The sequence below is a fragment of the Shewanella psychrophila genome (genome assembly GCF_002005305.1).
Taxonomy (GTDB): Bacteria; Pseudomonadota; Gammaproteobacteria; order Enterobacterales; family Shewanellaceae; genus Shewanella; species Shewanella psychrophila.
This window is the reverse complement of record NZ_CP014782.1, coordinates 2,907,598-2,921,148: the sequence shown is the minus strand read 5'-3', so window position 1 is coordinate 2,921,148 and position 13,551 is coordinate 2,907,598. Positions and strand designations below refer to the sequence as shown.

10 protein-coding genes and 1 tRNA gene are annotated in these 13,551 nt (G+C 46.4%); 8 read left to right on the top strand and 3 right to left on the bottom strand.

The window, feature by feature from the left end:
* Positions 1-121: 121 nt before the first annotated feature.
* A complete protein-coding gene (locus sps_RS12595) occupies positions 122-1,429 on the bottom strand; it encodes an NAD(P)/FAD-dependent oxidoreductase (protein ID WP_077752849.1) in 1,308 nt (435 codons plus the stop codon).
* A gap of 229 nt (positions 1,430-1,658) precedes the next feature.
* Here sps_RS12595 and sps_RS12590 point away from each other — a divergent pair, with 229 nt between their 5' ends.
* The 8 genes from sps_RS12590 (at position 1,659) to sps_RS12555 (ending at position 10,682) form a co-directional block, all read left to right on the top strand.
* Positions 1,659-2,207, top strand: a complete 549-nt coding sequence (locus sps_RS12590; RefSeq protein ID WP_077752848.1) for a cupin domain-containing protein — start codon at positions 1,659-1,661, stop codon at positions 2,205-2,207.
* Between the two features lie 605 nt (positions 2,208-2,812).
* On the top strand, positions 2,813-3,574 hold the full coding sequence (locus tag sps_RS12585; protein ID WP_077752847.1) for a gamma-glutamyl-gamma-aminobutyrate hydrolase family protein: 762 nt from the start codon (positions 2,813-2,815) through the stop codon (positions 3,572-3,574).
* A 3-nt stretch (positions 3,575-3,577) separates the two neighbouring features.
* A complete protein-coding gene (locus sps_RS12580) occupies positions 3,578-4,927 on the top strand; it encodes a glutamine synthetase family protein (RefSeq protein WP_077752846.1) in 1,350 nt (449 codons plus the stop codon).
* 302 nt (positions 4,928-5,229) lie between these two features.
* Positions 5,230-6,330 carry a polyamine ABC transporter substrate-binding protein gene (locus sps_RS12575; RefSeq protein WP_077752845.1) on the top strand — a complete coding sequence of 367 codons (1,101 nt, stop codon included), beginning with the start codon at positions 5,230-5,232 and terminating at the stop codon, positions 6,328-6,330.
* Between the two features lie 109 nt (positions 6,331-6,439).
* Positions 6,440-7,576, top strand: a complete 1,137-nt coding sequence (gene potA / locus sps_RS12570; RefSeq protein WP_077752844.1) for a polyamine ABC transporter ATP-binding protein — start codon at positions 6,440-6,442, stop codon at positions 7,574-7,576.
* 9 nt (positions 7,577-7,585) lie between these two features.
* Entirely contained in the window at positions 7,586-8,491 is a 906-nt protein-coding gene (locus tag sps_RS12565; RefSeq protein WP_077752843.1) for an ABC transporter permease subunit, read from the top strand.
* Positions 8,488-9,312 carry an ABC transporter permease subunit gene (locus sps_RS12560; RefSeq protein ID WP_077752842.1) on the top strand — a complete coding sequence of 275 codons (825 nt, stop codon included), beginning with the start codon at positions 8,488-8,490 and terminating at the stop codon, positions 9,310-9,312. The genes sps_RS12565 and sps_RS12560 overlap by 4 nt, the downstream gene beginning before the upstream one ends.
* An 83-nt stretch (positions 9,313-9,395) precedes the next feature.
* Positions 9,396-10,682: an NAD(P)/FAD-dependent oxidoreductase gene (locus tag sps_RS12555; protein WP_077752841.1), complete on the top strand. Its 1,287-nt coding sequence runs from the start codon at positions 9,396-9,398 to the stop codon at positions 10,680-10,682.
* Positions 10,683-11,179: 497 nt separating this feature from the next.
* Here the strand turns inward: sps_RS12555 and sps_RS12550 are convergent.
* Both sps_RS12550 and rpoD read right to left on the bottom strand, forming a co-directional pair.
* Positions 11,180-11,256, bottom strand: a tRNA-Ile gene (locus sps_RS12550).
* Between the two features lie 373 nt (positions 11,257-11,629).
* Positions 11,630-13,462, bottom strand: coding sequence for an RNA polymerase sigma factor RpoD (rpoD, locus tag sps_RS12545; protein WP_218919643.1), 1,833 nt, complete (start codon positions 13,460-13,462; stop codon positions 11,630-11,632).
* Positions 13,463-13,551 lie beyond the last annotated feature (89 nt).

Below are 13,551 nucleotides of genomic sequence, written 5' to 3'. Positions count from 1 at the left end.
AAGATGGGTCAGATGTCCTGATGATGTAGAGAACACAATTACCTACCACCAGAACACCTGCTACCACGACACTTTTCATCCGACAAGCTCCCCTAGCGTCAGAATTACTGTCAGCCCTTTTCTAAAAAATATCCAAGGCCCTGTGGTACAACATTCCTGCCGCTAGCATGGGAGATCTGAATGTTGGCCCTCCGGGGAAGGTCATATGTTGTACTTTGTCGAAGATATCGAAGCGTCCAGCCTGAGCCGTTAGAGCTTCGCTGATAAGTTTCGCTGCCATGTGGGTGGCGTTGACACCATGCCCCGCGTAGGCCTGGGCGTAGAGGATATTAGGGCAATCTGGTAGTCGGCCAATCTGGGGCAGGCGATTGGCTCCTATACCAATCATGCCGCCCCACTCGAAATCGATTCTGACCCCTTTCAGCTGGGGGAAGACCTTTTCTAAATTTGGCCTAAGAGCGGCTTCAATATCTTTAGGGTCCTTGCCTGAGTAAGTGCACAGACCACCGAAGAGCAGGCGGTTATCTTCTGATAGATGGAAATAATCCAGATCGATACGCATATCGGCGAAGGCCATATTTTGCGGGATGATGGTTTTGCATTGCTCATCGGTTAATGGTTCTGTGGCGAGCAGGTAGCTACCGGCTGGTAGCACCTTGCCACCGACATAGCTGTCGAGTTTGTGGCCGATATAGGCATTCCCCGCCAAGATTAGGTATTGGCAGTTTACTTCGCCCTTGGCTGTGAGAACCTTGGGCTTATCGCCCTTGATAATTTTTTCTGCGGCGCTGTATTCATACATTTTGACCCCAAGCATACGAGCTACCCGGGCTTCGCCTAGTGCCAGATTGAGCGGGTGAAGGTGACCGCTGTTCATGTCGACCAGGGCTCCTGCATAGCAATCTGAGCCTATAACTTGATTCATGTCTTGCTTCTCGAGGATTTTAAAACCTTCCCCTCGTCCTTGTGATACTAAGTCATCATAGTCTTCATAAAGTTCTTTCATATGTCTGGGTTTGATGGCTAAGTCGCAATAACCCATCTGTAGATTGCAGTCTATCTTGTGTTCCTTGACTCTCTGTCTGACGATGTCGACGGCCTCAAAGCCCATTTGGTTGATGGCTTGAACGCCTTCTTCGCCTATGATGTCTTTGAACTGTTCAATATTATGGCCGATGCCACGTATCAGCTCTCCGCCATTACGCCCGGACGCTCCCCAGCCTATTCGTTTTGCCTCTAACAGTGCCACCGAAAACCCTTTCTGGGCTAATTCTATGGCTGTGTTGATCCCACTGAAGCCACCACCCACGATACAGACATCCACCTTGATAGATTCTTGCAATTGTGGGTGTTCGTATAGCTCCTTGGCAGTATTGAAATAGTATGAGGAGGGGTATTGGTCGCTGTGAACGGGGCGATTAACTAGCATCATATCTCCAGAATTCTTGTTATTATCTATTAGCCATTGAGAATGAAACTGACTTAGCCCAGTATGTTTTTTGCAATTAAGCTAGAGTCATATATAATTCACATGTGTTGTTTATATTTAACATGATTTTTTGTTTGATACAAATTACTATGAGGAATAATCTGCATATTTTTTATCCTAGATTAAAAGCAATATAGAATAATTAAGCATTCTTACAGGAGATATACATTTGGATATTGGAGCTAGCCTGAAAGCTGTCCGTAAACAGAAAGGTCTGTCGCAACGAGAACTAGCTAAGAGAGCTGGAGTGACCAATAGTACAATCTCTATGATTGAGAAAAATAGTGTTAGCCCTTCGGTAAGCTCGCTAAAGAAGGTGTTATCGGGTTTGCCTCTGTCTCTGGTGGATTTCTTCTCTATGGAGGGGAATGGTGAAAGCGAAGCCAAGGTGGTGTACCGAAGTGATGAGCTGCTGGACATAGGCGATGGTAACTTAGACTATAAATTAATCGGACGAGATTACCCTAATCGTGCAATGTCGGTAATGAGTGAGACCTATCCTCCAGGTTCCGACACTGGTGCAGAGATGCTCAAGCATGAGGGTGAAGAAGCGGCCTTGGTGATTGAAGGTAGACTCGAGCTCACCGTTGGGGATGAGGTGTTTATTCTCGAAGCTGGCGATAGTTATTATTTTAACAGTGAGTCTCCCCATAGATTTAGAAATCCATTCGATGAAGAGTGTCGTACAGTGAGTGCAACAACACCGGCAAATTTCTAATACTGATAAACTCAATTTAGTGATATGTCTTTAGGGATAATATATTTAACGATATACAAGGGTGCGGGTTACCGCGCTTTTCGTTTTTTTAGCTTAATTTTTTATTTTTCCTACCTCTTCTTTGTTGTATCCCTTCCTCTTGGTGTGTGATTCATTTCGTTATATTTTTATTTTCTAGCAGATTCAAAGTTTACCGTCATTGTTATCTAGGCTTTTATGCTGTTTCTTGTAAAAAAGGCAGTAAAAATAGTGATTAGCATTTTAATACATGTTCGATAGATTGAATATTCGATGTAAATAATATTGGTCAATGTCAAGCTGTAGCTGTGATCTTTCTTGCTAAAATCATGTCAAAAAATTTCCATTATTAAACCATGAAATTGCTTGTATCTCGTGGTTTACGAATGTGGATATAGCCTTAAGCTTATGTTATTGATTGGTTTATTTTGTTTGTTATTATAATTTCAAATTGTATTCACTTAGTCTCTTGCCTGTTTGGTATTTTCAGTGTAGTGTTTGAAAAACTGAACGCTTGCTTAAAGTGTGTTCGCATACTTGAGCAATCAGAAAAGATAAAATCAAAAATATAACAATAAAGGTGATTTATGTCGGATGCAGGGCTTGCGGTCATTGGGGTGACGGCGTGCAATCAAGATTTAGGCTTACATCCATTTAATATTGTCGGTGAGAAGTATCTGCTTAGCATTGCGGATGCGACTAAGGCATGGCCATTAGTCATTCCTGCATTAGGCCACTGTCCGGCTGAGTTAATCTTGCCTCGTCTGGACGGCATTCTCTTTACCGGCTCTCCTTCAAATATCGAGCCCCATCATTTTCAGGGCCAGCCAAGTGAGGCTGGCACTCACCACGATCCTAAACGCGATGCGACAACTTTTCCTCTACTCAAGGCGGCTATTGAGGCCGGTATTCCCGTGTTGGCAATTTGTCGTGGATTTCAGGAGATGAATGTGGTTTTCGGTGGCAGTTTGCATCAGAAATTACATATGGTGGATGGCTTTATCGAGCATAGAGAAGATAAGCAAGAGCCGGTCGAAGTGCAGTATGGCATCTCACATGAGGTACACATCGAACCTGGAGGATTGCTCCATGAGGCATGGGGCCGTAGCTCCGCAGAGGTGAACTCTGTGCATACTCAAGGCGTCGATCGTCTAGGTATTGGGTTACGGCCAGAAGCATATGCCCCAGATGGTTTAATAGAGGCATTCTCTATTAAAGATGCAAAGAATTTTGCACTGGGCGTGCAGTGGCATCCTGAATGGAAGGTGTTAGACAATCCGTTTTATACCTCGATTTTCAAAGCTTTCAGTAATGCCTGTGAACGCCGTGCAAACAGCCGAACGAGATAAAAAATGAAAAAATTAACTGCGTATTTAAAAGAACAAAAAATAACAGAAGTAGAATGTGTCATCAGTGATATGACGGGGATCGCCAGAGGCAAGATCGCACCTGTTGGTAAGTTTATCGATGAGAAGGGCATGCGTATGCCCGAGAGTGTACTGCTGCAGACGGTGACAGGGGATTATGTCGAAGATGAGCCCTATGATGCCCTGTTAGATAAGGCGGATATTGATTTTATCTGTGTCCCCGATGAGAATGCCGTGTTCAAGTTACCTTGGACTATAGAGGCGACGGCCCAGGTTATTCACGATACTTATGACAAGATGGGCAATCCCATTGAACTTTCTCCACGAAATGTGTTGAAGAAGGTGCTCAAGCTATATGAAGACAAAGGTTGGAAGCCTGTGGTTGCGCCAGAGATGGAGTTTTATCTGACTCGTCGTAACGAAGATCCCGATCAGGCATTGATCCCCCCAGTGGGACGCAGTGGTCGACAGGAGTCTGGTAGGCAATCTTTCTCTATCGATGCGGCCAATGAGTACGATCCTCTGTTTGAAGATATGTATGACTGGTGTGAGATCCAGGGTCTAGATATCGATACCCTGATCCATGAAGAGGGCACGGCCCAAATGGAGATCAACTTCAGCCATGGTGACGCTCTGTCTCTGGCAGATCAAGTATTTGTATTTAAACGTACCTTGCGTGAGGCTGCACTTAAACACAATGTTTGCGCTACTTTTATGGCCAAGCCTGTGGCCGATGAGCCTGGCAGTGCCATGCACCTTCATCAGAGCATAGTGGATGCAAAAACCGGTAAGAATATCTTCTCACTGAATGACGGCACCAAGGGTCCACTGTTTTATAGCTATATCGGTGGCTTGCAGAAGTTTATCCCTGAATTACTGCCGTTACTTGCACCCAATGTAAACTCCTTCAGACGCTTCCTTCCCGGCACATCTGCGCCGATTAACCTCGAATGGGGAGAAGAGAATAGAACCTGCGGTCTGCGCATTCCCGAGTCTTCTCCGCAAAATCTGAGAGTGGAGAATCGCATCGCGGGAGCCGACTCTAATAGTTATCTGTCTATTGCTGCGAGTCTGTTAGCCGGTTATATCGGCATGATAGAGGATGTTAAGCCTTCAACTCCAGTTCAAGGGCGAGCAAATGAGAGTCGCCAAAGTATCAGTCTGCCGCTGACATTAGAAGAAGCTCTGGGGGTTATGTCAGAAAGTGCAGCGTGCCGTGAGTATCTAGGGGAAGCATTTACTACAGGTTATATCGCGGTGAAGCAAGCGGATCTTGCCAGTTATAAGCGAGTGATCAGCTCCTGGGAACGTGAATTCCTGCTACTGACGGTTTAACAATTCAATCTTTCATATTCCGGGGGCTGTGAAGTCCCCACGTATTTTAATTGGCATTGATTGAGGCTAACCATTGGGGTGGAGCCTTCACTGTTCAAAGGAGTCAAATTAAGCATGGCGACTTATTGAAAATTAATATATTTCAGTAAGCTAGCGATGCGATAGCTGTATAGCAGTAACAGACTGCCGATGCGGTTTTAAGGTGTAGCATTGGTTAACTATAAAAACTAAAACCGGCATGACCGGAAACAATGACAGACAGCAGGCTTAGGCTTGCTGCTACGCTAAATCAAGGAGATACCATGAAGCTATTAAAGAAGATGACCACACTAGCGCTTTTGGGAGCGGGTGTATTGGCAAGTACAGGAGCCATGGCCGAAGAGGTCGTTCGCGTCTATAACTGGTCTGATTATATTGCCGAAGATACCTTAGTTAATTTCGAGAAAGAAACAGGGATCCGCGTCATCTATGATGTGTTCGACAGTAATGAAGTCGTTGAAGCTAAATTGCTCTCTGGCCGCTCGGGATACGATATTGTCGTGCCGTCGAATAGCTTCCTGGCAAAACAAATAAAAGCGGGTGCATTTCAAAAATTAGATTCTAATCAACTGCCAAATCATAAAAACTTAAATCCCGAACTAATGAAGCAGCTGGAGACGGCAGATCCCGGCAATCAATATTCGGTGCCATATCTCTGGGGAACCAATGGCATAGGCTATAACGAAGCTAAGGTTAAAGCGGTACTAGGTGAAGATGCCCCATTGGATTCTCTGGAACTGATTTTTAATCCTAAATATGCCGAAAAATTATCTTCATGTGGTTTGGCACTGTTGGACTCGGCCGATGAGATGGTACCGATGGCGATGCTCTACCTTGGTTTAGATCCCAACAGCACCAAGTCCGATGACTTTAAGAAAGCCGGTGAAGTCTTGGCTAAGGTTCGCCCCTTTATTACTTACTTCCATTCCTCACGTTATATAACCGATCTTGCTAATGGCGATGTCTGTGTCGCATTCGGATATTCAGGAGATATTTTCCAGGCGGCGGCTCGTGCCGAAGAGGCTGATAATGGTCAAGTGATTAGCTATGCGATTCCGAAAGAGGGGGCAAATCTTTGGTTTGATATGCTAGCGATCCCGGCCGATGCTGCCAATGTTAAGAATGCACATACCTTTATCAACTACTTGCTACGCCCTGAGGTGATAGCCCCTATCACTAACTATGTGGCCTATGCTAACCCTAACGTTCCCGCTCAAGAGTTTGTAGATAAGGAGATCTTAAACGATACCTCCATCTATCCAAATGAAGAGATCCTCAATCGCCTTTATGTGGGTGAGGTTCGTCCATTAAAGGCTCAGCGTGTAATGACTCGCGTGTGGACTAAGGTCAAGTCTGGTTATTAGAAAGTAAAGGCAAGCCTGTAGGCTTGCCCTTTTATGTCTAAATCTCTTTTGTTATTCACATTTATATTGCCGCAGGCACTGAAATCAGTGCCTGTTGTGGAGAAGTAATATGGTTAGCAACGCAGGCGTCGCCAATAAACCAACAACAAAGACGCAAGGAGAACTGCTGCTTAAGGTTGAGCGGGTGAGCAAATTATTCGATGAAGTTCGAGCCGTCAATGATGTGTCATTGAACATTCATAAGGGGGAGATATTCGCTCTGTTGGGGGGCTCTGGTTCTGGTAAGTCCACCTTGTTGCGTATGCTGGCAGGGTTCGAGAAGCCATCTGAGGGACGCATTATCCTCGACGGAGTCGACATCACCGATATGCCGCCCCATGAGCGCCCTATCAATATGATGTTCCAATCTTATGCGCTGTTTCCCCATATGACGGTGGAAAAAAACATCGCCTTTGGCTTACAGCAGGACAAGCTACCGAAAGAGGAGATTGCGCAAAGGGTCAAGGAGATGCTCAAGCTGGTGCATATGGAAGATTATGCCAAACGTAAGCCAAATCAGCTCTCTGGGGGCCAACGTCAACGAGTTGCACTGGCTCGCTCTCTGGCTAAGCGACCTAAGTTACTGTTACTCGATGAGCCAATGGGTGCTTTGGATAAGAAACTTAGGACCGAGATGCAGCTGGAAGTGGTCGATATCCTCGAAGAGGTTGGGGTGACTTGTGTGATGGTGACCCATGATCAAGAGGAAGCCATGACCATGGCGGAGCGCATTGCAATCATGCATGAGGGCAAGATAGTGCAAACTGGCTCGCCCATGGATATCTATGAGAGTCCCACCTGTCGTATGGTGGCGGAATTTATTGGTTCTGTGAATCTGTTCGAGGGCGAAATCGTCGTGGATAAGCCGGATCATGCCATCATTAAATCTCCCGATTTAACGCAACAATTCTATATCAGTCACGGCGTATCCACCAATGTCGATGATAAACGTGTCTGGTTAGCTGTCAGGCCGGAGAAGGCACGTATTAGCCGAGAGCAACCAGAGAGTGAATATAACTGGTGCCGAGGGGAAGTCGAAGATATTGCCTATTTGGGGGGGATATCTGTCTACTATATTCGACTGAATAATAAGCAAGTGATCCAGTCCATGATGACTAACAGGGACCGTCGCTCGGATCCGCCAACATGGGAAGACAAGGTATTCATCAGCTGGGAGGCCACCAGTGGAGTGGTTCTCAGATCTTAAGGTGGCATCATGAAAAGACCATTAAAGTTTAGATTACCCAAGGGACAATACTGGACCATAGGCTTGCCTTATTTCTGGTTACTCCTGTTCTTCGCCCTACCGTTTGCCATCGTACTGAAAATTAGCCTGTCGACGGCAGCTATCTCAATCCCTCCCTATGAGTCTCTGATGACTTATGCAGATGAGTCAATACAGATCATGCTCAATCTGGGGAATTATCTGTTGATCTTCGATGACTCCCTGTATGTCCAGGCTTATCTGGGCTCATTGAAGATGGCCTTTATCACTACCTTAGGCTGCTTATTGATCGGTTATCCTATGGCTTACGCCATTGCCAGAGCCCCCAAAAAGCATCAGGGACTATTGATTTTATTGGTGATGCTACCTTCGTGGACCTCGTTCCTCATTCGGGTCTATGCCTGGATGGGACTATTGAGCAATAACGGAGTGATTAATAATTTCTTAATGTGGCTCGGGGTGATATCCGAACCCATCCAGATGCTCAATACTAACTTTGCTGTCTATATCGGCATTATTTACACCTACCTGCCATTTATGATATTGCCCCTGTACGCAACTCTGTCTCAGCTTGATGGCAGCTTGCTAGAGGCCGCATCGGATCTTGGCTCCCGTAGCCTGAATACTTTCTGGAAAGTCACTTTGCCTCTGTCTAAGGGTGGGGTTATTGCGGGCTCAATGCTGGTGTTTATTCCCGTAGTCGGTGAGTTCGTTATCCCCGAACTCTTAGGTGGTCCAGATTCCTTGATGATAGGTAAGGTGTTGTGGCAGGAGTTCTTCAATAACCGGGATTGGCCCGTGGCATCGGCGCTGGCGATCATCATGTTGGGTCTGTTAATCATACCTATCACCTTGTTCCATCGCTATCAGGCCAAGAGTATGGAGAGTGATCTATGAGCAGGTTAAGTAAGATGAGCTTCTCTACTATCATGCTGTGGGCGGGGATGTTTTTCCTCTATGCACCCATGCTGATCTTAGTCATATACTCCTTCAATGAGTCTAAGCTAGTGACTGTTTGGGGGGGATTCTCGCCTAAGTGGTACGGTGAGCTGTTTCGCGATCAGCAGATCTTAGATGCGGTATGGACTAGCTTGAAGGTGGCCTTCTTCGCCTCAACCATGGCTGTTGTCTTAGGCACCATGGCGGCGTTTGTGATGACACGCTTCAAACGATCTTGGGGCAAGCTGACTCTATCTAACATGATCACCGCTCCTTTAGTTATGCCGGAAGTGATCACGGGTCTGTCTTTGTTGTTGCTGTTTATCCATATGGCAGATTTCTTGGGCTGGCCCAAGGAGCGGGGGATGTTGACTGTGTGGATTGCTCACTCGACCTTCTGTGCATCCTATGTGGCAGTGGTGGTCTCGGCTCGTCTGCGTGAATTAGATCTCTCTATCGAGGAGGCGGCTCAGGATCTAGGCGCGACACCTTTGAAGACCTTCTTCCATATCACTGTGCCCATGATTTCGCCTTCATTGGCGGCGGGTTGGTTACTATCATTCAGTTTGTCTTTAGATGACTTAGTGATAGCCAGCTTCACATCGGGACCTGGCGCGACAACTCTGCCCATGGTGGTGTTCTCATCGGTGCGTATGGGGGTTTCTCCTAAGATCAATGCCTTAGCGACCCTGATCATTCTGACGGTGTCTTTGATTGCATTTATATGTTGGTATCTGGCCCGCAGAAGCGAGCGCAAGAACCTGCCACCAGCTATGTAGCTATCTGACTTATTACGGCTTACTCTGCTTATTTTGATCTAGGAGGAGTAGGCCGCTTTTACGAATTTAATTAGGGGAATGATATGCCCAGCGTACCTCACACAGAATCTTATTATGCGGCGTCGGCCAATGATAAGGTCGAACGTACTCAACTTAACGACAATATAGAAACCGATGTTTGCATTATAGGTGCCGGTTATACCGGTCTATCGTCGGCGTTACATTTACTAGAGCTAGGTTATAGCGTCACAGTACTGGAAGCGGCTCGAGTGGGCTGGGGGGCTTCCGGTCGTAACGGCGGCCAGATAGTCAACAGCTTCAGCCGGGATATAGACTCCATAGAACACACTGTGGGTAAAGAGACTGGCCAGTTATTTGGTGAAATGGCTTTCGAAGGTGGGCGGATCATCAAGGAGTTGATTGCCAAGCACGAGATACAGTGTGACCTTAAAGACGGTGGCGTATTTGCTGCTATTAACAAAAAGCAGATGGGGCATTTAGAGCATCAAAAAGCACTCTGGGAGAAGCATGGCCATCTTGGACATCTAGAGCTATTAGATGAGCAAGGCATAGGTTCTGTGGTGGGTTCCGAGCGTTATATTGGTGGTTTGTTAGATAAGAGTGGCGGTCATATCCATCCGCTAAATCTAGCCTTAGGTGAGGCTCAGGCGGTAGAGGCTCAAGGTGGAAAGATCTATGAAAACTCGGCAGTTGTTAAGGTTGAGCAGGGCGATAATCCGACTATCCATACGGCACAAGGTTCGGTCAAAGCCAAGTTTGTCATCGTTGCGGGTAATGCCTATCTCAATGGACTCATCCCAGAATTACAGGCCAAGTCCATGCCCTGTGGTACTCAGGTCATCACCACTGAGCCATTGAATGACGAGTTGGCCGCTAGCCTATTACCACAAGATTATTGCGTGGAAGACTGTAACTATTTGCTGGATTACTTCAGGTTATCCGGCGATAAGCGACTCATTTATGGTGGCGGCGTGGTCTACGGAGCACGGGATCCCGCCGATATCGAAGCTATCATACGTCCTAAGATGTTGGAGACCTTCCCGCAACTTAAAGATGTAAAAATTGAATATACCTGGACAGGAAACTTTCTGCTGACCCTGTCTCGTCTTCCTCAGGTTGGCCGTATCGGCGATAACATCTATTACTCGCAAGGCTGTAGCGGTCATGGGGTGACCTACACTCATCTGGCAGGCAAGATACTTGCAGATGTGATCCACGGACAGGCGACCCGCTTCGATGCGTTCGCCAGCTTGCCCCATTACCCATTTCCCGGGGGACATATACTCCAAGTCCCCTTTAGCGCCGTCGGGGCCTGGTACTACACCATGAGGGACAAGTTAGGGATCTAGCTCTGCCATAGAAAGCTTGTCATAGATAAATAGAAAAGAGCAAAGAGAGTTAACTTTGAGAAAAGCCTGCAGCGATGCAGGCTTTTTTGTACCTGTGACTGCGAGCTTCGATTTCAGGGTGAGGTATCGCGAAGTGATACTCTTCGAACGAGAGGAAGGGATGCCGAACTGGCAGTTAAACATGGAAGTTATTGGAAATCGCAGAGCGTACAGGGGGGCTCATGAAATCAAGAGCCAGCGCCTCGATCGAAGAACCTTCTCAAAATAAAGAACGAGCATATCCCGCTGAGCAAGCGATAGATAGCTACGAAGGTTAGACTCTCAATAATCTAGAAATACCAATATAACCTAGGCCCATCAACAATAAATGTAATCAGTCTTCATTCGAAGGCTAGCAAGTTTTGGGAAAATTAATTCAGTAAAGTGCTAATCATTTTTACACAGAACTCCAGATATGAAAAAGCCGCTTGAATTTCTTCAAGCGGCTTATCAAAATATGGTGGCCCCTCCCCGACTCGAACGGGGGACCTGACGATTATGAGTCGTATGCTCTAACCAACTGAGCTAAGGGGCCTACTAAAGGAAGTCGTCACTACCTAAAGCGACGAGAAGTATACGAGGTTTAAATGCGATTGTCACCCGTGTTTTGAAGAGAAATGCTAACTTTGAATTCAACTGCTTATCTGTTAATCAATCCTTGGGGGATAAAGCTGTTTGTGGCATTTTTATGAGCAGCTAAATAGGTGAAAGTGGCAAAATTAAGGAGAACAGAATGGCTCACTCGTTCATTCTTGGGAAGTTGCCAGCTTAACTTCTAATAATACTACTCGATATTAACTTTAGGTGCTCGATTAAGAAAGAGAATGGCAAGAGGGCGGAAAACAAAAAGCCCCGCCAAAATGGCAGGGCTTTCGAGTCTTAACTAGCTAATTACTTAGCGTGTAGACTTACTCGTCAAGGAATGACTTGAGGATCTCAGAGCGAGAAGGGTGACGTAGCTTACGCAGCGCCTTAGCTTCAATCTGACGAATACGCTCACGGGTTACGTCGAACTGCTTACCAACCTCTTCGAGGGTATGGTCAGTGTTCATGTCGATACCGAAACGCATACGCAACACCTTAGCTTCACGGGCCGTTAGACCTGCTAATACTTCGTGAGTTGCGTTCCGTAGGCTTTCGCCAGTGGCCGAGTCCAAAGGTAGCTCGAGAGTGGTATCCTCGATGAAATCACCTAAGTGCGAATCTTCGTCATCACCGATAGGTGTTTCCATTGAGATAGGCTCTTTGGCGATCTTTAATACCTTACGGATCTTATCTTCAGGCATCAACATACGCTCAGCCAGCTCTTCTGGAGACGGCTCGCGGCCCATTTCCTGTAGCATCTGGCGAGAAATACGGTTCAACTTGTTGATAGTTTCAATCATATGAACTGGGATACGGATCGTTCTTGCCTGATCGGCAATTGAGCGAGTGATCGCCTGACGGATCCACCAAGTTGCGTAGGTTGAGAACTTATAACCACGACGATATTCAAACTTATCAACCGCCTTCATCAGGCCAATGTTACCTTCCTGAATAAGATCCAGGAACTGCAGACCACGGTTGGTGTATTTTTTCGCAATAGAGATAACTAGACGTAAGTTAGCTTCTACCATCTCTTTCTTAGCGCGGCGAGCCTTAGCTTCACCGATCGACATACGACGGTTGATATCTTTGATAGCAGCAATCGCGAGTCCGGTTTCTTTCTCAATAATATCGAGCTTGGCGCGACAACGACGCACGTCATTTTCGACCATCTGTAAACCTTCAACATAAGGCTTCTTAGAGGCGAGTTCGGCGTCAAACCAGGCTATGCTACTTTCGTCTGCGGTATAACCCTTAACGAAATTTTTCTTAGGCATTTTAGCCTGCTCAACACAGAGCTTCATGATCAAACGTTCTTGAATACGAACCTTATCCATGGTGGCGCGCATGCTCTTAACTAAGCGATCGAACTGCTTAGGCATGAGACGGAACTCTTTAAATAGCTCACCAATCTCAAATAGGGCAACGGTTGCTTCAGGATGACCACGACCTTTTTCTGCGATGATTCTCAGCGTATTCTCATGAACTTCTCTTAGCTGAGTGAAACGCTCTTTAGATTCTTCAGGATCCGGCCCTTTTGGACCTTCCTCTTCTTCATCATCGTCATCTTCTTCGTCATCGTCTGAGTCGAGATCTTTTTGAGACAGGTCTGAACCAACGTGAGTGGCTGTAGGAGCTACATCGTCGGCATTAGGGTCAATAAAACCTGAGATGATATCGGATAGACGAACTTCTTCGGCTTCATAGCGATCGAACTGATCAAGGATCATGGAGATCGCTTGAGGGTATTCGGCGACCGATGCTTGAACCGTATTGATTCCTTCTTCGATACGCTTAGCGATAACGATCTCGCCTTCACGGGTAAGAAGTTCCACAGTACCCATTTCACGCATATACATGCGGACAGGATCTGTTGTACGACCAAGCTCGGCCTCTACCGTTGCAAGTGCAGCGGCAGCTTCTTCTGCAGCATCATCATCAGTGCTGTCTTCAGACATCATGATTTCATCAGCATCCGGCGCCTGTTCATAGACGCGAATACCCATGTCATTAATCATCTGGACAATATCTTCGATCTGGTCTGCATCGACCATATCAGCAGGCAAGTGATCATTCACTTCTGCATAGGTTAAGTAGCCTTGCTCTTTACCTTTAGCTAGCAACAGTTTAAGTTGCGACTGAGGAGTGTGCTCCATAGATATCATCCAAGTTGGGTAACGTTTAAAACGACGGGCAATAATTTATCGCCACGCAAATCGTCAATTATAGCCTTGTGCGCTTCCGT